This is a genomic window from Enterobacter sp. C6, assembly GCF_008122455.1.
GTDB lineage: Bacteria > Pseudomonadota > Gammaproteobacteria > Enterobacterales > Enterobacteriaceae > Enterobacter > Enterobacter pseudoroggenkampii.
In genome coordinates, this window is sequence record NZ_QPFW01000220.1 from 1 (window position 1) to 18,269 (window position 18,269).

The 18,269-nt window shown below is 57.1% G+C and carries 19 protein-coding genes; 13 read left to right on the plus strand and 6 right to left on the minus strand.

Going from position 1 to position 18,269, the window contains the following annotated elements; all coding sequences use genetic code 11:
- The coding region (locus DOU50_RS12120; RefSeq protein ID WP_194266144.1) for a porin at positions 1–711 on the plus strand (711 nt) is incomplete at its 5' end.
- A 49-nt stretch (positions 712–760) separates the two neighbouring features.
- On the opposite strand, the gene DOU50_RS12125 is transcribed toward DOU50_RS12120, so the two are convergent.
- The gene (locus tag DOU50_RS12125; RefSeq protein ID WP_148769469.1) at positions 761–1,705 is read right to left on the minus strand and encodes a LysR substrate-binding domain-containing protein; all 945 of its coding nucleotides are present in this window, start codon (positions 1,703–1,705) and stop codon (positions 761–763) included.
- Between the two features lie 170 nt (positions 1,706–1,875).
- Between DOU50_RS12125 and DOU50_RS12130 the strand changes: the two genes are divergently transcribed.
- The 7 genes from DOU50_RS12130 to DOU50_RS12160 are packed head-to-tail and all read left to right on the plus strand — an operon-like array spanning position 1,876 to position 8,326.
- The gene (locus DOU50_RS12130; RefSeq protein ID WP_148769470.1) at positions 1,876–2,826 is read left to right on the plus strand and encodes a branched-chain amino acid ABC transporter permease; all 951 of its coding nucleotides are present in this window, start codon (positions 1,876–1,878) and stop codon (positions 2,824–2,826) included.
- 8 nt (positions 2,827–2,834) lie between these two features.
- The gene (locus tag DOU50_RS12135) at positions 2,835–3,941 is read left to right on the plus strand and encodes a branched-chain amino acid ABC transporter permease (protein WP_048992039.1); all 1,107 of its coding nucleotides are present in this window, start codon (positions 2,835–2,837) and stop codon (positions 3,939–3,941) included.
- Positions 3,938–4,705, plus strand: coding sequence for an ABC transporter ATP-binding protein (locus DOU50_RS12140; RefSeq protein WP_148769471.1), 768 nt, complete (start codon positions 3,938–3,940; stop codon positions 4,703–4,705). Before DOU50_RS12135 ends, DOU50_RS12140 begins: the two co-directional genes overlap by 4 nt.
- The gene (locus DOU50_RS12145) at positions 4,698–5,417 is read left to right on the plus strand and encodes an ABC transporter ATP-binding protein (protein ID WP_148769472.1); all 720 of its coding nucleotides are present in this window, start codon (positions 4,698–4,700) and stop codon (positions 5,415–5,417) included. The genes DOU50_RS12140 and DOU50_RS12145 overlap by 8 nt, the downstream gene beginning before the upstream one ends.
- A 28-nt stretch (positions 5,418–5,445) precedes the next feature.
- The gene (locus DOU50_RS12150) at positions 5,446–6,603 is read left to right on the plus strand and encodes a branched-chain amino acid ABC transporter substrate-binding protein (RefSeq protein ID WP_148769473.1); all 1,158 of its coding nucleotides are present in this window, start codon (positions 5,446–5,448) and stop codon (positions 6,601–6,603) included.
- 17 nt (positions 6,604–6,620) lie between these two features.
- A complete protein-coding gene (locus DOU50_RS12155; protein ID WP_090416815.1) occupies positions 6,621–7,103 on the plus strand; it encodes an L-2-amino-thiazoline-4-carboxylic acid hydrolase in 483 nt (160 codons plus the stop codon).
- A complete protein-coding gene (locus DOU50_RS12160) occupies positions 7,100–8,326 on the plus strand; it encodes a Zn-dependent hydrolase (protein WP_148769474.1) in 1,227 nt (408 codons plus the stop codon). Before DOU50_RS12155 ends, DOU50_RS12160 begins: the two co-directional genes overlap by 4 nt.
- Positions 8,327–8,362: 36 nt before the next feature.
- Here the strand turns inward: DOU50_RS12160 and DOU50_RS12165 are convergent, their stop codons facing one another.
- The gene (locus tag DOU50_RS12165; protein ID WP_148769475.1) at positions 8,363–10,246 is read right to left on the minus strand and encodes a potassium transporter Kup; all 1,884 of its coding nucleotides are present in this window, start codon (positions 10,244–10,246) and stop codon (positions 8,363–8,365) included.
- Between the two features lie 77 nt (positions 10,247–10,323).
- A complete protein-coding gene (locus DOU50_RS12170) occupies positions 10,324–11,811 on the minus strand; it encodes an MFS transporter (protein WP_148769476.1) in 1,488 nt (495 codons plus the stop codon).
- A 116-nt stretch (positions 11,812–11,927) separates the two neighbouring features.
- Between DOU50_RS12170 and DOU50_RS12175 the strand changes: the two genes are divergently transcribed.
- The gene (locus DOU50_RS12175; RefSeq protein WP_148769477.1) at positions 11,928–12,521 is read left to right on the plus strand and encodes a TetR family transcriptional regulator; all 594 of its coding nucleotides are present in this window, start codon (positions 11,928–11,930) and stop codon (positions 12,519–12,521) included.
- Between the two features lie 54 nt (positions 12,522–12,575).
- Here the strand turns inward: DOU50_RS12175 and nhoA are convergent, their stop codons facing one another.
- Complete coding sequence (nhoA, locus tag DOU50_RS12180) at positions 12,576–13,421, minus strand: N-hydroxyarylamine O-acetyltransferase (protein WP_048992022.1); 846 nt, start codon at positions 13,419–13,421, stop codon at positions 12,576–12,578.
- Positions 13,422–13,529: 108 nt separating this feature from the next.
- On the opposite strand from nhoA, the gene DOU50_RS12185 reads away from it, so the two are divergent.
- From DOU50_RS12185 to DOU50_RS12195, 3 genes are all read left to right on the plus strand, one after another.
- Positions 13,530–14,102 (plus strand): flavin reductase family protein, encoded by a 573-nt coding sequence (locus tag DOU50_RS12185; protein WP_024909587.1) that lies wholly within the window; start codon positions 13,530–13,532, stop codon positions 14,100–14,102.
- Positions 14,103–14,228: 126 nt separating this feature from the next.
- Complete coding sequence (locus DOU50_RS12190; RefSeq protein WP_024909588.1) at positions 14,229–14,591, plus strand: hypothetical protein; 363 nt, start codon at positions 14,229–14,231, stop codon at positions 14,589–14,591.
- A complete protein-coding gene (locus DOU50_RS12195) occupies positions 14,591–15,016 on the plus strand; it encodes a DUF3828 domain-containing protein (RefSeq protein WP_024909589.1) in 426 nt (141 codons plus the stop codon). Before DOU50_RS12190 ends, DOU50_RS12195 begins: the two co-directional genes overlap by 1 nt.
- 77 nt (positions 15,017–15,093) lie before the next feature.
- On the opposite strand, the gene fusA is transcribed toward DOU50_RS12195, so the two are convergent.
- Positions 15,094–17,193: an elongation factor G gene (gene fusA / locus DOU50_RS12200; RefSeq protein WP_032647431.1), complete on the minus strand. Its 2,100-nt coding sequence runs from the start codon at positions 17,191–17,193 to the stop codon at positions 15,094–15,096.
- A 160-nt stretch (positions 17,194–17,353) separates the two neighbouring features.
- Here fusA and DOU50_RS12205 point away from each other — a divergent pair, with 160 nt between their 5' ends.
- Positions 17,354–17,656, plus strand: coding sequence for an ArsR/SmtB family transcription factor (locus tag DOU50_RS12205; RefSeq protein WP_148769478.1), 303 nt, complete (start codon positions 17,354–17,356; stop codon positions 17,654–17,656).
- A 58-nt stretch (positions 17,657–17,714) separates the two neighbouring features.
- Here the strand turns inward: DOU50_RS12205 and DOU50_RS12210 are convergent, their stop codons facing one another.
- Positions 17,715–18,170 (minus strand): GNAT family N-acetyltransferase, encoded by a 456-nt coding sequence (locus DOU50_RS12210; protein WP_048992019.1) that lies wholly within the window; start codon positions 18,168–18,170, stop codon positions 17,715–17,717.
- Positions 18,171–18,269: the final 99 nt, after the last annotated feature.

Genomic DNA, 18,269 nt, shown 5'->3' on the forward strand with positions numbered 1-18,269 from the left:
GATACCTACGGCGCTGACAACTTCCTGCAGCAACGTGCTAACGGCGTCGCGACCTACCGTAACCAGGACTTCTTTGGTCTGGTTGACGGCCTGAACTTTGCTCTGCAGTACCAGGGCAAAAACGGCAGCGTAGAGGGTGAAAACACCAGCGGTCGCAGCCTGCTGAACCAGAACGGTGACGGCTATGGCGCATCCCTGACTTACGATCTGGGTGAAGGCTTCAGCGTGGGTGGCGCAATGTCCTCTTCACGTCGTACCGCTGACCAGAATGCGGCTGGCGTATACGGTGAAGGCGACCGCGCTGAAGTATACAGCGGTGGTGTGAAATACGACGCGAACAACGTTTACCTCGCGGCGCAGTACTCTCAGACCTATAACGCAACCCGCTTCGGTACTTCTAACAACAAGCGTACCGACATCTACGGCTTTGCCAACAAGGCGCAAAACTTCGAAGTTGTGGCTCAGTATCAGTTCGACTTTGGCCTGCGTCCATCCATCGCTTACCTGCAGTCTAAAGGCAAAGACATCGAAAACTTCGGCGACCAGGATCTGGTTAAATACATCGATGTTGGCACGACCTATTATTTTAACAAAAACATGTCCACCTACGTGGATTACAAAATCAACCTGCTCGACGACAACAAGTTCACTCGCCAGGCAGGCATCGGTACCGACAACATCGTGGCGCTGGGTCTGACCTACCAGTTCTAAATTTTGTCACTACAAAAGCCAGCTGAACAAGCTGGCTTTTTTTATCTTCCTATCCGGCTGACGACTCTCCGTTCGCAGCCCAACGAAGCCAGTTTTGCAGCAGCTTGCCGTCCTCGGTCATCTCTGAGTCTGTACGCACGCAGAGGTAATAATCGCGCCCGTCATCAATCGGTAAGTCAAATATCTTCACCAGCTCGCCGCTCTCAAGATACGGCGCAATCAGCGGCTCACGCATTAGCGCACAGCCCAGACCAGCCTGTACGCCCGCCAGCGTCAACAGTCCGTCTTCAAACAGCGGGCCGCTGCGCCGGAGAGGACGTTTTACCCCCTGCAACAAAAACCACTGCGTCCAGCTCGTGCGCTCTTCATCGTGCAGGAGCGGCATTTGCAGCAGCTGCTCAGGCGTATCGATATGGCCATGAATGCGTAAAAACGCGCGGCTGCACACCGGTACCATCTGACCGGAAATCAGCTTTTCACTCTGATAGCCCGCCCACTGCCCGTTGCCAAAACGAATCGACATATCCGACGCGTCGCTCAGATAGTTACGGTGGTTGGCATATACCACGTTGATCTCGGTTTGGGGATTGGCGCGCATAAACGCAGGCAAACGTGGGATAAACCACCCCATACCAAACAGCGGGATCAGGCTGATGGTGACCTGACGCGTTTGCGCCTGCTCCGCCAGGTGCTCCGTTGCCTGGCGCAGCACGTTAAACGCCGCGCGAATCGAGCGGTAATATTCACGTCCGTGCTGGCTCAGCACCAGTCTGCGCCCCTGACGTTCCGTGAGCGGCATTTGCAGGTATCCTTCGAGCACCTTGAGCTGATGGCTGACCGCCGACGGAGAGATATCCAGCTCCTGCGCGGCCAGCGTGACGCTGCCCAGCCGGGCGATGGCCTCAAAGGCACGGACAGCCCGAAGCGGCGGATCGTTTGCCAGGCGACTGTCTGCATACGCGGACAAATCTGCCGATTGTTCTGTTTTATTCATATGTTGATTTCTTTAGGCTTTTTAGCCGGGAACGCGATTACATTATCTTTATACAAATCATTAAGATAAAGCAATTCCGGTTTATCATAAGAAATAATATATGTGTATTTTACAATTTAATTCAATTATCGGATGGTAGCCGCAGAAACAGCACTTTGCGGGTACAGACGTTGGATACACTCATACAACAACTGATCAACGGTGTGATGCTGGGAAGCATCTACGCGCTGATCGCGCTGGGCTATACCATGGTGTATGGCATCTTGCGCATTATTAACTTTGCTCACGGCGATATTCTGATGGTCGGTGCGCTCACCACGCTTTCCGCCATTAACGCCCTGAATACCACCTTTCCTCACATGCCGCTGCTGCTGCAGCTTGGTGTTGCCCTGGTGATTGCCATGGCCGTTTGCGCCCTGCTGGCAATGGCCGTGGAGCGGTTTGCCTACCGTCGACTGCGTAACGCCCCACGCCTGGCTCCGCTGATATCGGGTATCGGCGTCTCGGTCCTGCTGCAAACCGTGGCGATGATTATCTGGACGCGCAACCCGCTGATGTTCCCGCAGATCCTGCCCATGGATCCGATTGCCGTGACGTCTGGAAGTGAAACGCACCCGCCCGCCATCGTGACCGTTACCGGCATTGTCACCGTGGCGCTGGCGCTGGCTGTGATGACCGGCCTGTGGCTGCTGGTGGAATACACCCGTCTGGGGCGCGGTATGCGCGCCGTGGCGGAAAACCCACACGTGGCCACGCTGATGGGGGTTAACCCAAACGCCATCATCACCCTGACGTTTGCCATTGGCGGCGTGTTTGCCGCGCTGGCAGGCGTGATGATGGCCAGCAATTACGGTAACGCCAGCTTCTCGATGGGCTTTTTGCCCGGGATCAAGGCCTTTACCGCCGCCGTGCTGGGGGGCATTGGTAACATTCGTGGCGCCATGATTGGCGGCATCCTGCTCGGCATTATCGAAGCGCTGGGCGCAGGTTATCTGGGGGAACTCACCCACGGCGTCTTTGGCAGCAACTATCAGGATGTCTTTGCCTTTATGGTCCTGATTCTGGTGCTGGTCTTCCGTCCGGCAGGCCTGCTGGGCGAGCGCGTGGCGCACAGGGCGTAAGGAATACCATGACAACACTTCAACTTCAGGCCCCGACGACGACGCGCAAATTCTGGTCAGGCATGGTCCTGTTCTGCCTCGCGCTGCTGATTGCTCCCGTAATGGCCACGCAGCTTGGCGGCAACTACTGGGTACGTGTGATCGACTTCGCCCTGCTCTACATCATGCTGGCACTCGGGCTTAATATTGTGGTGGGCTATACCGGCCTGCTGGACATGGGCTTTATCGCCTTTTACGCGGTCGGCGCCTACCTTGCGGCACTAATGGCCTCCCCACACCTTCTGGAGGTGTTTCCGATCCTCAGCGTCTGGTTCCCTGACGGGCTGCACACCTCATATCTGCTGATTATACCGCTGGCGGCGCTCGTCGCGGCGGTCTGCGGCATTTTACTCGGTGCTCCTACGCTGAAGCTGCGCGGGGACTACCTGGCGATAGTAACCCTCGGCTTTGGCGAAATTATCCGCATTCTGATGCGCAACCTCGACCGACCGGTGAACATCACCAACGGTGCGAAGGGTATTACCGGGGTGGATACGCTCAACCTGTTCGGCCTGAAGTTCAGCGGCGTATACCACTGGTTTGGTTTCAAAGTGCCCGCGCTGTGGCTGTGGTACTACCTGCTGATGCTGGTGATTGTGGCGATTATTTTTGTCTGCCTGCGCCTGCAGCATTCCCGTATTGGTCGCGCCTGGCACGCCATCCGCGAGGATGAGGATGTGGCGCGCGCGATGGGCATCAACGTGCGTAACTATAAGCTGCTGGCCTTTGCGATGGGTGCCTCTTTTGGCGGCGTGGCGGGTGCCCTGTTCGGCGCGTTTCAGGGCTTTGTCTCCCCAGAATCCTTCACGTTACAGGAGTCCATTGCCGTGCTGGCGATGGTGGTGCTGGGCGGTATGGGACACATTCCTGGCGTGATCCTCGGCGCGATACTGCTTACCGCCCTGCCGGAACTGCTGCGCAGTCAGGCAGCGCCGGTTCAGCAGGCGCTGTTCGGTACGGTGCTGATTGACCCGGAAGTGCTGCGTCAGCTGTTTTACGGCCTGGCGCTGGTACTGGTCATGCTGGTGCGCCCGTCCGGGATCTGGCCGGTTCGCCACAAGGAGGTGAAAGCATGAGCCTGTTAACCGTACGCAACATGTCAAAACGCTTCGGCGGGCTTACCGCCGTGGATGACGTTTCGATCACCGTGAACAAGGGTGAGATCTACGGCCTGATTGGTCCCAACGGGGCGGGAAAAACCACCTGTTTTAACCTGATCACCGGGCTTTATCCGGCGGACAGTGGTGAATTTTCGATTGCCGATAAGCCCTATTTCCCAAAGCACATTGAGAAAGTCACCGCCGCCGGGATTGCCCGCACGTTTCAGAACGTGCGCCTCTTTAACGACATGTCGGTGCTGGAAAACGTGATGGTGGGTCGCCACGTGCGCACCCGTAACGGCCTGTGGGCCGCGCTGAGCCGTTACAAACGCGCTCGCGAGGAAGAGAGGCAGACCCGGGAACTGGCCTGGCACTGGCTGGAGTACACCGGCATTGCCAGGTTCGCCCACTACCGCGCCTGCGATCTGGCCTATGGTCATCAACGCCGTCTGGAGATTGCCCGCGCGCTGGCAACGGATCCGCTGCTGCTGGCGCTGGACGAACCCGCCGCCGGGATGAACGCGGCGGAAAAAGTGGCGCTCGGCGAGTTGCTAATGCGCCTGCGCGATGACGGCAAAACCCTGCTGATGATTGAGCATGACGTCAAGCTGGTGATGGGCATCTGCGATCGCCTGACGGTGCTGGATTACGGCAAAACGCTCGCCAGCGGCACGCCGGAGAACGTACGTCGAGACCCGGCAGTGATCGCCGCCTGGCTTGGAGGCAACGCCCATGTCTGAATTACTGAAGGTGGAACGTGTGGATGTGCATTACGGCGGTATTCAGGCCGTCCGGGATGTCTCTTTTACCCTGCACGAGGGTGAACAGGCGACGCTGATCGGCGCTAACGGCGCGGGGAAAAGCTCCACCGTGCGCGCCATTACCGGGCTGGAAAGCTTTAGCGGCAGTATTGAATTCCGCGGTAAAGACGTCCGCAGACACAGGCCCGAGGCGCTACTGCGCGACGGACTGGTGATGGTCCCGGAGGGCCGCGGGATTTTCTCCCGCATGACGGTCCTGGAAAACCTGCAGATGGGCGCCTGGCTAAGACGTGACACTGTCACCGTTAGTCGCGAAATGAACGAGATTTTCGAGCGCTTCCCGCGCCTGGGCGAACGCCAGCATCAGCTTGCCGGCCTGCTGTCCGGCGGTGAGCAACAGTTGTTGGCCCTTAACCGCGCCCTGCTCAGCCGCCCGCGCCTGCTGATCCTCGACGAGCCGTCGATGGGCCTTGCGCCGAAGATGGTTGAAAACATTTTTGTCGTCATTGCCGGCCTGCGCGAGCGCGGCGTTGCCCTGCTGCTCATCGAACAAAACGCCCGTCTCGCGCTGGAAGTCACCGACAGCGCGTGGGTGATGGACAGCGGCAGCATTGTTCATCATGGCGAATCGAAAGCGCTGCTCAATGACGACCAGATTGCACAGATTTATTTGGGCGAAATGCCCGTTTAACCACACCAGCCAACATCAGGGAAATACAATGAAAACAGTAAAAATCAGTGCGCTCAGCGCCGCTATCCTCCTCGGCAGCTTTGCCTCGACGGCCACGTGGGCCGCTGACAGCGAAACCGTGGTTATCGGTCTCGCGGGCCCGCTCACCGGCCCGTCTGCCCGTATCGGTAAAGATCTGGAGAACGGCGCGCAGCTGGCCATTGACGACATTAACAAGCAGCACCCGACCATCGGCGGCAAAGCGGTGACCTTCAAACTGCAGTCCGAAGACGATCAGTCCGATCCGCGCACCGCCGTGGCCGTCGCGCAGCGTCTGGTGGATAGCGGCGTGGCGGGCGTCGTCGGTCACTGGAACACCGGTACCAGCATTCCTGCCGCACGTGTCTATCACGATGCGGGCATCGCACAGGTCGCACCGGTCGCGACCGGTCACGCCTATACGCAACAAGGTTTTGATACCAGCTTCCGCGTGATGGGACACGACGATGACGGCGGTCAGTTTGCCGGTCAGTACTCTGTGAATACCCTGAAAGCCAAACGCATTGCGGTGATCGACGACCGTACCGCATTTGGTCAGGGTCTGGCAGACCAGTTTATTAAATCGCTGGAAGCCCAGGGCGTGAAAATTGTCGATCGTCAGTACGTGGATGACAAAACGGTCGATTTTAGCGCCGTCCTGACCGCCATCCGCAGTAAAAACGCCGATCTGATCTTCTTCGGCGGCGTCGACAGCCAGGCCGCACCGCTGGCGCGTCGCATCAAACAGCTGGGCATGAATGCCACGCTGATGGGCGCAGGCGGATTCGTCAGCCAGACGTTCCTGAAGCTGGCGCAGAAAGAAGGCGAAGGCGTTGTGGCCCTGGAACCGGGCCTGCCCGTTGACCAGATGCCGGGCGGCAAAGCGTTCGAGCAGGCGTACCAGTCCCGCTACCACACCCATATCGAACTGCACGCCCCGTTCGCCTATGACGCCACCCGCGTGCTGGTTGCGGCAATGGAAAAAGCAGACTCCGTTGAGCCTTCCGCGTATCTGCCCGCCCTGCGCGCCATCAGCTATTCCGGCGTCACCGGACAGATCGCGTTTGATAAAGAGGGCAACCTGAAATCGCCGTCGTTCACGGTCTACAAGGTGGTCGACGGCAAATGGCAGCCGCAGACCGTGCTGGGCGGCGCAAAAGCGAAGTAACGCAGCGAGGCAATGTGATGAGTGATAATAACGAGCTGGGCATTCTCGCCCGCCGCAAAATTGAAGCAGAAATTATTAAGCCAATTTATGAAATCCTGGTGCGCGAGATAGGGAAAGCCCGCGCCCAGGCGGTGATTGGCGAGGCCATTGAGCAGGCCGCGATTGACGCTGGTAAAGCATTTGCCAGCAAAGAACCCAACGGCGCGAACATCAAGAGCTTTATCGCCCTGCAGTATCTGTGGGAGAAAGATAACGCCCTGGAGGTGAAGGTGATCGACGCCGACGACCAGCAGTACAACTACAACGTGACCCGCTGTCGCTACGCGGAGATGTATCACGAAATGGGGCTGGGCGAGATTGGTCATCTGCTCTCCTGCGCGCGGGATGAAAAATTCATCGTTGGCTATGCGCCGGACGTTGAGCTAACCCGCACCACCACCATTATGCAGGGCGGTGCGTGCTGTGATTTCCGCTACCGCAGCAGCAAGGACAAGACATGATCCGCGTCAACGCCGAACGGCTGTGGTCAACGCTTGAGATGATGGCGCAGATCGGCGGCACGCCCGCCGGTGGCGTCACCCGTCTGGCATTGAGCGAGGAAGATCGTGTTGCGCGTGACCTGCTGCGCGACTGGGCGCTGGACGCCGGTTTTACCTGTGACGTCGACAGCATGGGCAACATGTTTATCCGCCGCGTGGGGAAAAACCCGCAGCTTGCCCCGGTCATGACCGGTTCGCACATGGATACCCAGCCGCTGGGCGGGAACTATGACGGCGTTTACGGCGTGCTGGCCGGGCTGGAGCTGCTGCGTACCCTCAATGACCATCACGTTGAGACGGAGCGTGACATCGTGCTGGTGAACTGGACTAACGAAGAAGGCGCGCGATTTGCGCCAGCCATGCTCGCTTCAGGGGTCTGGACGGGGCAGTTTAGCGAAGCGTACGCCCACGCCCGCGCGGATAGCAACGGTATCACCGTGGGTGAAGCGCTGGATAGCATTGGCTACCGGGGTGAAGCCCCTGCCCGCGCGTTTCCTGTTCACGCCTGCTACGAACTGCACATCGAACAGGGCCCGATCCTGGAAGATGAGGCCATCGATATCGGCTCAGTCCGCGCGGCAATGGGGCAGCGCTGGTTTACCCTGACGCTGGACGGATTCGCCTCTCACGCGGGCACGACGCCGATGCACAGCCGCCGCGACGCGCTGACCGCCTTCGCCGAGCTGGCATTGAAAGTGGAAGAGATTGGCTATCGGCATGCGCCGGACGGACGCGCGACGATCGGTATGGCGAAGGTTACGCCAAACTCGCGCAACGTCGTGCCGTCTCGTGTTGAATGCAGCGTGGAGTTTCGCCATCCGGCGCAGGCGGCTCTGGAAGCCATGGAAGCGGCGCTGCATAAGGTGGCTGAAAGCCTGAGCCTGCGCGGCGTGTCGGCTCTCGTTGAGCGCATTTTTGACTACGCGCCCATCGCGTTTGATGCCGAATGCCTCGCTCGTACGGAGAAGGCCGTGACGGAGCTGGGCTATTCGTCGAAACAGATGGTCTCCGGTGCGGGACACGACGCCTGCTATGTCAGCAAAATAGCGCCCGCCAGCATGATCTTTATCCCCTGCGTGAAGGGCGTCAGCCATAACGAAGCGGAAAGGATCCTGCCGGAGTGGTCGGAGAAAGGGGCGAACGTGCTGTTGCACAGCGTCCTGTCCGCGGCCCAGGAGAGCTAGAACGGCGCGAAAGCAGCCCCCTGCTTTCGCGCGACGCTAGACGGCAACGCGCCGGCTGATTTCAACCACCCGATCGCTGGGAAGGTGGTAGTGGTTGATGACGTGCGTGCAGTTGCGCTTCATGAAGGCAAAAATGTGCCGTTGCCAGGCCGCCATACCGGTCCCGCCTTCGCCTGCCACAATGGTTTCATGCCCGACATACCAGGTGGCATCATCCGTGGCAAAAAGCGCGTTAATCTCGCTGACCCCCTGTAACAACCGCGGAATGTCCGGGTGTTCCATAAAGCCATATTGCGCCACGCCGTGCCAGTAGCCCGGCGCGCGCTGCTCCACCCTGATACGCTGCTCTTCCCCGACGTAGGGCACATTGAGTATATCAATGGTCAGCGACAACACATCCTGCTGTAGTGCCCGGTTTCGCGCGACATGCCAGCGCATGACCGGTGGGATATTGTTCTGTGTACGGGTCAAAAACACGGCCGAGCCTACCACTCTGGGCACCGTCTTTTGCTGAAGCTGGGCAAAGAACGCATCCACGCTGACGCCCTTCTCGCCCACCGATGCGGAGACCGCCTTAACGCCGCGGTGCCAGATTAGCATCACCGTACAAATGGCTGCGGCCATCAGCAGCGGGATATAGCCACCCTCCAGGACTTTAATCAGATTGGCAAACAAGAAGGTGGCATCAATCACCAGGAAACAGAGGGCAATAAGCGCGCTGCTGACCCGGCTCCAGCGCCACACTTCCCGCATCGCCACAAACAACAGCCCCGTGGTCATCAGCATGGTTAACGACACGGCGATGCCGTACGCCGCGGCAAGCTTATCGGAGGATTTAAAGAACACCACCAGGCCAATCGTCACCACCATCAGCAGCCAGTTTATTATCCCTATATAAATCTGACCGTAGCTTTCTGCCGCCGTCTGTTTGATGCGTAGCCGGGGTAACCAGCCGAGCTGAATCGCCTGACGCGTCATGGAAAAAGCGCCGGTAATAATCGCCTGACTGGCGATGATCGTCGCCAGCGCGGCAAGTATGATGAGCGGAACCTGGAGAACAGGCGGACAGAGCGTGTAGAAAAGGTTTTGCTTGCTGTCGGCACCGGCCAGAATCAGCGCTGACTGGCCAGCATAGTTGAGCAGCAGCGAAGGAAAGACGATGCCGTACCAGGCCAGCCAGATCGGCTTTTTACCAAAATGCCCCATGTCTGCATACAGGGCCTCGGCCCCCGTCACGCAGAGAAAAACGCCCCCCAGGACCAGGAAACTGGTATACCCGTTCGAAAACAAAAACGCGATGCCGTAAGCAGGATTAAGAGCCAACAGTACCGAGGGGTGCTGAACGATCCCCCGCACGCCCAGGGCCGCAATCGCCAAAAACCACAGCGCCATCACCGGGCCAAATATCTTCCCTATGCGGGCGGTACCAAAAGGCTGGATCAGGAACAGCGCCAGCAACACCGCCACCGTGAGGGGTAATATGTACGGCTGGGACTCAGGGATCACCATCTCCAGCCCTTCCAGGGCGGAAAGCACGGAGATGGCCGGGGTTATCGCGCCGTCACCGTATATCAACGCGGCTCCAATCAGGGCGGCAAAAATGACCCAGCGACCGCCTTTGCCTTTTTCCACCAGAAGCGACATTAAGGCCATGATGCCCCCCTCGCCATGATTATCAATTCGCATGGCGAAGGCGGCATACTTGATGGAGGTCACCAGGATGAGCGTCCAGGTAATAAGGGAGAGCAGGCCCAGGATGACGTCAGGCGTAGGGTCATGCTCAGAGAGCGAAAGCACCGTGCGGAAGGTATAAAGCGGGCTGGTGCCGATATCACCAAAAACGACGCCCAGCGCCCCCCCTGCAAGCAGGGTTAACCGGGAGAGCGGTTGGGACGGTTCACTGCTGTGGCGAAGGCTCATATTTTCCAGCAAGAGTCAGATAATCCTGTAAAAAACATAGCCCATCTGCCCCGCCCGCGCCAACCGCGCGCCCTGTATTACTGCGGCTTGACCTTCGCCAGGCTGAACCAGATCCCCACTGCCAACAGCAGTAGCATTCCGCCCGCGCTGCCCAGCGCCACGCTGTGCGAGGTGATAAACGCGCTTTTCGCCGCCTCAATCACCGACTCCGCCAGCGTCGGGGTCAGATCCTGCGCCACCTTCATCGCCTCACCAATGGATGACGAGGCTTTATCGATGAGCGAGGCATTCAGCCCTTGCGGCAGGGCAATCGAGGCCGAGAAGCTGCGGGTCAACAGCAGACCAAAAATGGCGATCCCCAGCCCGGCGCCCAGTTCATAGGACATGGTTTCAATTGCTCCCGCGGCGGCGGCTTTCTCCTTCGGCGCGGCCGCCATAATTGCCGAGGTCGAGGCCAGCAGCGCGCTGGCGGCACTGAAGCCGAGCAGCACCATCAGCCCCCACGCCTGCCACTGCTGTGTGCTGAAGTCGAGCATCGACAGCCCGATAAAGCTGACGGCGCTGAGCCCCATGCCGCCGGCCGCGACAATGCGTAGCCCCAAACGCCCAACCAGCACGCCTGCGATCGGCCCGCTGAACCCGCTGGCGACCATCACCGGCAGCATGAACATGCCCGCTTCAAACGGCGTAAAGCCGTGAACAAACTGCAGCTCCTGGGCCATCAGCAGCTCAAACCCGACCAGGGCAATCATGGCGGTCATCGCCATCACCACGCCGCTCAAAATGATGCGATGGCAGAACAGACGCATGTCGATCATCGGTACGCGAGCGCGGAGCTGAATACGCACGAAGATAAACAGCAGTACCGAGCCGGTAATCAGCGCGGACGCGACTATCCACGGTGACAGCGCGCCTTTCAGGGCGGTTTTCGCACTGAAGACCAGCAGTAAAATCGCCACAATCAACATAATGGCATGGCTAATATTCAGCGGCTGCTCCGGGCGGCCGTGCTGAAGAGGCACAAAACGCGCAGCCAGCGAAACCACCACCAGCACAATCGGCACGTTAATTAAAAACACCGATCCCCAGTAAAAATGCTCAAGCAGCATACCGCCAATCAACGGGCCAAACGCCGCCCCACCGGAACCGACCGCCGCCCAGACGCCGAGCGCAATATTACGATCCCGCGCGTCGATAAACAGCGTACGGATCCCAGCCAGCGTAGCCGGAATAATCATCGCCGCACCAATTGCCAGCGAGGCGCGCGCCGCAATCAGCCACCCTGCTGACGGGGCAAACGCTGCCGCCAGCGATGACAGGCCAAACAGCGTACTGCCGATCATCAACAGCCGTTTAAAACCGATACGGTCACCCAGGGCGCCCATAGGCAACACCATACCCGCCATCACCAGCGAGTAAATATCGATGATCCACAGCAATTCATTGCCGCTGGCACCCAGCGTCATGCTCAATGTCGGCGCCGCCACGTGCAGCACCGTCGCGTCGATCGCCACCGGGATATACACCAGCACGATAATCACTAACGCTAACCACTGACGAAACATAAATTTCCTTTTCTTTTAAAACATGGACACATGTCCAGGATGCGATCCTACGTAAAGTTGAACGCATGTCCAGCTTTTTGTTACACTCGTTTCGTTCCCATTGAGAGTGAGTAAACATGCGATATCTGAGCAAGGATGAACGGCGGGAAGCCATCTTACAGGCCGCCATGCGCGTGGCGCTGGCAGAAGGACTGGCGGCAATGACGGTCCGCCGCGTTGCGGCTGAAGCCGGAGTCGCCACCGGACAGGTTCACCATCATTTTACCTCCGGCGGGGAGTTAAAATCGCTGGCCTTCGTACGGTTGATTCGCGAGCTGCTGGATGCAGATGTCGCGGGTAAACAGGCCGGTTGGCGGGAGCAGCTTCATGCCATGCTCGGCAGCGATGACGGGAGGTTTGAGCCCTATATTCGCCTGTGGCGTGAAGCCCAGATCCTTGCCAGCCGTGATGCCGACATCAAGGGCGCCTATGTGATGACCATGGAGATGTGGCATCAGGAAACGGTGGCGCTGATTAACGCGGGAACGGAGGCCGGGGTATTTCGTCCCGGCGATCGGGCGGAAAATATCGCCTGGCGCTTGATTGGGTTGGTGTGTGGTCTTGACGGAATGTATATCTTAAACATGCCCGAAATGGATGAGGTCGCGTTCAACAATCATCTGGATAAGTTAATCACGCTCGAGTTGTTTACTACCCCGTCTCAGCCGTGATGTTGCCGGGTGGCGGCTTCGCCTTACCCGGCCTACAGCCCACCTCTTTGCGCATTATTTCCCGGCCTGAGGATGTGTATCAAAGCCCGCCATCACCGCCGTCAATTCTGCGAGTGAAAAACCGTGCTTAGGGTCGTCAACGCCCAGGCCAAACCGCTCCTGCATCAGCTTATACAGCGCCTCCGCATCCGACAAATGGATCTGCTCCTCCACATGACCGTTCTGCCAGTGGGTAAAGTTAAAGTTGGTCAGCGTCAGCTTGCCGCCGTCCGGCAGATGGCGGCACATCAGCAGATGATGGCGGAAGTGCGACTGCGGCCAGTGCGCTGACCAGAAATTCCCCATCACGTAATCACTGAAATACTGTGTCGTCAGGTCAAAATGGTACATCGACTGCCAGTGCTCGTGGTGACGGAACTGCAGCACCCAGTCGTTACCCTCGCTCAGCAGACGATACAGGCCGTGCGGCGTTTCCTGTTCCTCACTGGCGAGCAGACGAATTGGCGCCGTCAGCGTCTGGCCGCCAAATCCCACGTCCGCAATCCAGCGCTCGCCGTTAAGCTCAACCAGCAGCAGGCGGTGAGTGCGCGGCGGCATTTGCGGCGGGTTCGCTAATACCACCCGTCCCAGCAGGCTGCGCACCGTGAACCCGACCTCACGCAATACCCGCTCAAACAGGCCGTTTTGCTCAAAGCAATATCCTCCGCGACGGGCGGTGACCAGCTTGTCGACCAGACACCGATCGTCAAGCTGGATTTCGCGCGGCAGCACGACGTCAATATTCTCAAAAGGGATCGCACAGTTATGGTGTAAATGCAGCGCGCGCAGGGTATCGATATCCACCCGTGTCGGTTGCGTCCAGCCGATGCGAGCGAAGTAGGCGGTCAGGAATGGGGACATACATCAGTTTCCTTTGATTGTGATGTTCTGTTTATAAACTAATTTTACGCACTCACTTTGATTTACGTGCTTTTTCGTCATACTCATCGTTACAGATGAGGAGATCCTATGAGCCACTTTCACCCTGTTGAATTACGTCATGCCAGCCGTCTGCTGAACCACGGCCCTACCGTGCTGATCACCAGCCGCGATGAAAGCCTGGACAGACGTAACGTTATGGCCGCCGCATGGTCAATGCCCGTTGAGTTTGAACCGCCACGCATCGCGATAGTCGTGGATAAAAGTACCTGGTCACGCGAGCTGATCGAACGCAGCGGGAAATTTGGCATCGTTATCCCCGGCGTGGCGGCGGCCAACTGGACTTACGCGGTCGGCAGCGTCAGCGGGCGCGATGAGGACAAATTCAACTGCTATGGGATCCCGGTGGTGAATGGCCCGGAGCTCGGCCTGCCGGTCATTGAAGAGAAATGCCTGGCGTGGATGGAATGCCGGTTATTACCCGTGACCTCCGCGGCAGAGAAATACGACACCCTGTTTGGCGAAGTAGTTTCAGCGGCAGCGGATGAACGGGCGTTTATCGCCGGACGCTGGCAGTTTGATGGGGATAAGCTCAATACCCTGCATCATCTTGGGGCCGGGACGTTTGTGGCGAGCGGGAAGATGGTGAAGGCGCTGGATTGATTGTTTAAATCATATATGGCTGAATTATATTAAATTTCTATGGCATTTTATGTTTACTCTTGCGTTGTAAAACGGAGGATATTTCCGGAGTTGCTGCATTAGCACTCTCCCGTTAAGGAAATATCAATGTCATGGAATAAAGATGGCGCAATCTCCTATGCCAAATCACACGCCCAACCGAAGAGCACCGGTTATTGTGCTCGCTACGTCACCGAAGCGATCAGAACGGGGGGAAAATTAAAAATTCCCAATACGCGTCTGGCAAAAGATATGGGGCGTACATTGGTCAACGCTGGATTCCGCCTGGTATACGATCAACCTCATGCCGGAGACGTAGCCGTTATCCAAAATATAGTGGGTCACGATAGCGGGCACGTTTGCATTTATGATGGCCAGCAGTGGATAAGCGATTTTGTACAACGCACCCTGTATCCGGGACAGGCTTACCGAAACATACAGCCTCATTACGAATTGTTCAGGCACGACTAATGAAAATACTCTGCTTTTTTCTTTTTGCCCTCTCTCCGTTCGCAGTCGCCCAAACTGACTATGCCCCAGGCCAGGCTGCGCTTAAATTCAATCAATGGTATATCGCTCAGCTGAATCAGGACAAACCACCAGTGCTGAATCCAGACATTATGAATGAATACGTTGCCTCTGGGACAATTGATGCAATTAAGGAGATGTACTCAGGAGACAGTAACGAAAAAGACATGCCCGATGCTGATATGTTCATTAAAGCGCAGGACTGGGATGAGGACTGGGATCAGATAACCGTTCTGCATTCTGATTTTGATGCCGTTTGCACAAACGTTTATATCGCATTTGGTAAGAAACAAGATCACGTTGTAGCAGATTGTCTCGTTCAGGAAAAAGGGAAATGGAAAGTTCGGTCGGCCACGCTGATCAAGTAATAAACGTCTATGAAAGTCCTCTGCTACAGCGGCAAAAGCACACGGTAACCCAGCGGCTACCGTGTGCAATTCATTAACTACTTCGCACGCCGTGAAATAATCTCATCCGCAACATTCCGCGGGGCTTCCGCAAAATGATGGAACTCCATCGTATACGTCGCGCGTCCCTGGGACATCGAGCGCAATGTCGTGGCATAGCCAAACATCTCTGCCAGCGGCACGTCAGCACGAATAATCTGGCTGCCGTACTGCTCCGCCATCCCCTGCACCATGCCGCGTCGTGAAGAGAGATCGCCCATAATGTTACCGGCGTACTCTTCCGGTGTTTCCACCTCCACGTGCATGATCGGCTCGAGGATCACCGGATCTGCCCTGCGGGCGCCCTCTTTGAAACCGAGGATCGCCGCCATGCGGAAGGCCATCTCCGAGGAGTCGACATCGTGATACGAGCCAAACGTCAGCGTCGCTTTGACATCGACGACCGGATAGCCCGCCAGCACGCCGCTGTTCATTGCTTCCCGCAGTCCTTTCTCAACGGACGGGATATACTCGCGCGGCACCACGCCGCCCTTAGTGGCATCTTCAAATTTAAAACCACTTCCGGGCTCCAGCGGCTCCAGGCTCAGCACCACATGACCGTACTGGCCTTTACCGCCGGACTGACGGACAAATTTGCCTTCGATATCCTTCACCGTTTTACGCAGGGTTTCACGATAGGTCACCTGCGGACGACCGATATTTGCCTCGACGCCAAACTCACGTTTCATGCGGTCGACGATAATCTCGAGGTGTAGCTCACCCATCCCGGAGATAATGGTCTGGCCGGACTCTTCGTCAGTATGCAGGCGGAAAGACGGGTCTTCCGCTGCCAGACGCTGCAGCGCGATCCCCATTTTCTCCTGATCTCCTTTGGTTTTCGGCTCAATCGCCAGCGAGATCACCGGATCCGGGAACTCCATGCGCTCAAGCGTAATGACGGCGTTCGGATCGGTAAGCGTGTCGCCGGTGGTCACGTCTTTCAGCCCGACACAGGCCGCGATATCCCCGGCGCGCAGTTCGTCCACCTCGTGGCGATCGTTGGCATGCATCAGCACAATACGTCCGATACGCTCTTTCTTCCCTTTCACCGGGTTGTACACCGCGTCGCCTTTGCGCAGCACGCCAGAGTACACGCGGATAAAGGTCAGCTGCCCGACATACGGGTCGCTCATCAGCTTGAACGCCAGGGCCGAGAACGGCTCATCATCGCTCGGATGACGCTCCGCATGCTGCCCTTTTTCATCCACGCCATCAATGGCCGGCACGTCCAGCGGCGACGGCATGAGCTCAATAACCGCATCGAGCATGCGCTGTACGCCTTTATTCTTGAACGCGCTGCCGCACAGCATCGGCTGGATTTCGCCCGAGATGGTGCGAATACGCAGCCCTTTGATGATTTCCGCTTCCGTCAGGTCGCCCGTCTCCAGGTACTTATCCATCAGTTCATCGCTGGCTTCCGCCGCCGCAGAGACCATTTTCTCCCGCCATTCCCGGGCGGTGCTGACTAAATCATCCGGCACGGGCGCATAGGTAAACACCATGCCCTGCGTCGCATCGTCCCACAGAATGGTGCGCATCTTGATGAGATCCACCACGCCGGTGAAGTGATCTTCAGCACCCACCGGGATGACAATCGGCACCGGATTGGCCTTCAGGCGTTCCTGCATCATCCGCACGACGCGGAAGAAATCAGCACCCGGACGGTCCATTTTGTTGACGAAGGCCAGTCGCGGAACGTGATATTTATTGGCCTGACGCCAGACGGTTTCTGACTGCGGCTGCACGCCGCCCACGGAGTCATACACCATCACGGCACCATCGAGTACGCGCATGGAACGTTCCACTTCAATGGTGAAATCCACGTGCCCCGGGGTGTCGATGATGTTAATCCGGTGCGGCTCATATCCTCTGTCCATACCCGGCCAGAAGCAGCTGACCGCCGCGGAGGTAATCGTGATCCCGCGCTCTTGCTCCTGCGCCATCCAGTCAGTGGTTGCCGCGCCATCGTGTACTTCACCCAGCTTGTGGCTCATCCCGGTATAAAACAGGATGCGCTCAGTGGTGGTGGTTTTACCGGCATCGATATGCGCGGAGATACCGATGTTGCGATAACGTTCGAGAGGGATGGGTCGGGGCATGATATTTCCTTAAGTCTTATGACTTGTCTGTGACGACCAGGATGGTCGTGCATTCGTTCGTTTGCTATAATAGTCCTATTGTACGAGTATTATCGAACTATTTTTTAACGGTTGACCTATTGTTGATATAGCTCAATCTGACGCCATACGCAGGAAAACGATGATCCCAAACCACCCTGAAACTGAACAAATACTGCTGGAAAATGTGCTGTTTGCCCTCGGCAACCCGCTCCGGCTGTCGATAATTCGCCGGCTGGCCGATGGCAGCGAACTCAGCTGTAACGCGCTGCGCCCGGAAGATGTGGTGAAGTCTACGATGACCCATCACTGGCGCGTATTGCGCGACAGCGGCGTGATCTGGCAGCGTCCGCAGGGACGAGAAAACATGATTTCATTGCGCAGAGAGGATCTGGATACCCGCTTTCCGGGGCTGATGGCGATACTTTTACAGGCTAAATCATAAGAGCATATCGGGTTAAAGCCCCTTAATGATGTAAGGGGCATATCGTCAGCAAAGGGATTTACCTTACCTGCATACGATATTCAATCATTCCACTTTTTTTCGCAATCCAGTCGTACAATCGTTGCCCGCGATAGTTGGCTTCATGCGTGTGCCAGTAAAGATGACTGGCATGATGTTTTCTGGCTTCTCTCTGAACATATTCTATTAACTGTTTGCCAATGTGTTTGCCCCTGACAGCTTCGCAGACATATAAATCTTCGAGGTAGCAGTAATCGCTCTCAGCCCAGGTCGAACGGTGAAAGAGATAATGCGCAAAACCCACTATTTCTCCATTACATCGTGCCACCACGCAGAATAGCGGCTCAACGGGGCTGAAAAATCGTTGCCAGGTTCGTTCTGTAATCGCCCCGGACAGATCGACGTTGTAAAACGCCTGATATTTTCCCCATAGTGGCATCCAGCTTTCAAAATCACGTTCTTTAACTGCCTCAATTGTCACGATCGTATTGTTCATATTGCCTCTTCTCTCACCCGTTTATTCGTTTCAGGAAGAGTGTATTCGCTGAATGGCACGTTTTGCCCCGCCAATTCTCGCCATCAAAGCAGACCAATT

Excerpts from the sequence above, each read along its gene's own strand:
- DOU50_RS12210 (WP_048992019.1), bottom strand. The coding sequence starts at position 18,170 with ATGAACAATACGATCGTGACAATTGAGGCAGTTAAAGAACGTGATTTT.
- nhoA (WP_048992022.1), bottom strand. The coding sequence starts at position 13,421 with ATGTCCCCATTCCTGACCGCCTACTTCGCTCGCATCGGCTGGACGCAA.
- DOU50_RS12205 (WP_148769478.1), top strand. The coding sequence starts at position 17,354 with ATGATCCCAAACCACCCTGAAACTGAACAAATACTGCTGGAAAATGTG.
- DOU50_RS12145 (WP_148769472.1), top strand. The coding sequence starts at position 4,698 with ATGTCTGAATTACTGAAGGTGGAACGTGTGGATGTGCATTACGGCGGT.
- DOU50_RS12125 (WP_148769469.1), bottom strand. The coding sequence starts at position 1,705 with ATGAATAAAACAGAACAATCGGCAGATTTGTCCGCGTATGCAGACAGT.
- DOU50_RS12155 (WP_090416815.1), top strand. The coding sequence starts at position 6,621 with ATGAGTGATAATAACGAGCTGGGCATTCTCGCCCGCCGCAAAATTGAA.
- DOU50_RS12140 (WP_148769471.1), top strand. The coding sequence starts at position 3,938 with ATGAGCCTGTTAACCGTACGCAACATGTCAAAACGCTTCGGCGGGCTT.
- DOU50_RS12165 (WP_148769475.1), bottom strand. The coding sequence starts at position 10,246 with ATGAGCCTTCGCCACAGCAGTGAACCGTCCCAACCGCTCTCCCGGTTA.
- DOU50_RS12135 (WP_048992039.1), top strand. The coding sequence starts at position 2,835 with ATGACAACACTTCAACTTCAGGCCCCGACGACGACGCGCAAATTCTGG.
- fusA (WP_032647431.1), bottom strand. The coding sequence starts at position 17,193 with ATGCCCCGACCCATCCCTCTCGAACGTTATCGCAACATCGGTATCTCC.
- DOU50_RS12175 (WP_148769477.1), top strand. The coding sequence starts at position 11,928 with ATGCGATATCTGAGCAAGGATGAACGGCGGGAAGCCATCTTACAGGCC.
- DOU50_RS12185 (WP_024909587.1), top strand. The coding sequence starts at position 13,530 with ATGAGCCACTTTCACCCTGTTGAATTACGTCATGCCAGCCGTCTGCTG.
- DOU50_RS12160 (WP_148769474.1), top strand. The coding sequence starts at position 7,100 with ATGATCCGCGTCAACGCCGAACGGCTGTGGTCAACGCTTGAGATGATG.
- DOU50_RS12190 (WP_024909588.1), top strand. The coding sequence starts at position 14,229 with ATGTCATGGAATAAAGATGGCGCAATCTCCTATGCCAAATCACACGCC.
- DOU50_RS12150 (WP_148769473.1), top strand. The coding sequence starts at position 5,446 with ATGAAAACAGTAAAAATCAGTGCGCTCAGCGCCGCTATCCTCCTCGGC.
- DOU50_RS12170 (WP_148769476.1), bottom strand. The coding sequence starts at position 11,811 with ATGTTTCGTCAGTGGTTAGCGTTAGTGATTATCGTGCTGGTGTATATC.
- DOU50_RS12195 (WP_024909589.1), top strand. The coding sequence starts at position 14,591 with ATGAAAATACTCTGCTTTTTTCTTTTTGCCCTCTCTCCGTTCGCAGTC.